The organism is Aliivibrio kagoshimensis, assembly GCF_050337105.1.
Classification (GTDB): Bacteria; Pseudomonadota; Gammaproteobacteria; order Enterobacterales; family Vibrionaceae; genus Aliivibrio_A; species Aliivibrio_A kagoshimensis.
In genome coordinates this window covers 1-1,061 of the sequence record NZ_JAKJSQ010000160.1, presented here as the reverse complement: position 1 = coordinate 1,061, position 1,061 = coordinate 1, and the positions used below count along the sequence as shown (strand labels likewise).

Annotated in this window: 1 protein-coding gene; it reads right to left on the bottom strand. The window is 36.6% G+C overall.

Annotated elements, in window-relative coordinates:
- Positions 1–161: 161 nt before the first annotated feature.
- Complete coding sequence (locus L4C32_RS20720) at positions 162–875, bottom strand: DUF445 domain-containing protein (protein WP_428198774.1); 714 nt, start codon at positions 873–875, stop codon at positions 162–164.
- Between the last annotated feature and the right edge of the window lie 186 nt (positions 876–1,061).

Here is a 1,061-nt window from a genome sequence, read left to right as displayed (position 1 = left end):
ATGTTAATTAGCCAGCTTCTTGGTGTTACATATGTTTAACAATTAAGATTATAACCAGAGAAAGTTTAATTATAGTGATAGAGGTTCAWAAACTATAATTTGAAGTAAGAATAAACCCCCTAAATAAATATATATTCAATGAGGGTTTATAAATATACGAATTAAATAGAAGTAATATAAGCGGATATAATGCCGATAACGCCACCAAATACCCCACCCCAAACGACTAACCAGCCAAGGTGTTCTTTAATGATTTTTTGAACCATCTCTTTGACTAATTGTGGAGTGAGTTCGTTCAGTCGTTGTTCAATGATATCTTCAATAGAGCGTTTCATTTCGTGAAACATGTCAGGTTGTTCTAGCTGCCGCTTTAATGCTTGTTTAAAGTTATCTTGTTGACTGATATCCCCAATTGAGGATTTCATTTTTTCAATAAAGGGGTCTCTTAGAGGTTGCAATGCTTCAGCTCCGCCTACCATAGCGAGCATGCCACCAAACTGTGAATTACTGATGACGTCTACCAGTGAATCAAAGGTAGGGGATAGGTCTATCTGTTCAATAACAGGGTCCAGATTTAGATTTACGGCTCCAGACATCTCATTTTGCAAAAAACGATCGACGTTTTCTTGTGTGAAAAATTGTTCCATCATTAAGCTTTGAATACTGCGTTTAAACTCTTCAAATCTAGAAGGGATAACACCAGAGCCATACAAGCCTGGTACTTTTTCAAACAACATATGAATGGCAAGCCAGTTGGTAAGTGCCCCTGAAAATGCGAATAAACCACAAAAGATAATAACGGGTTGATCAATTTGATAACCAATAAAGAGAATCAACAGAGAGATGACATTGGTAATAACACTTTTACTGAACATAGGGACCTCAAAAAACGAATAACGCGGGGATTGTAGTGGAGTCACTATGGAAAGTCACGAGGGATATCGTTGAATAAAGAGATGAAAAAAAAGAAAGAGATAAGCGAAAACTTATCTCTTTCTTTAATGTGCAAGCAAAGGTGGAGCTGTTTACTTCACGACTGATAATACAGTGTGGAGTTTATG

Excerpts from the sequence above, each read along its gene's own strand:
- L4C32_RS20720 (WP_428198774.1), bottom strand. The coding sequence starts at position 875 with ATGTTCAGTAAAAGTGTTATTACCAATGTCATCTCTCTGTTGATTCTC.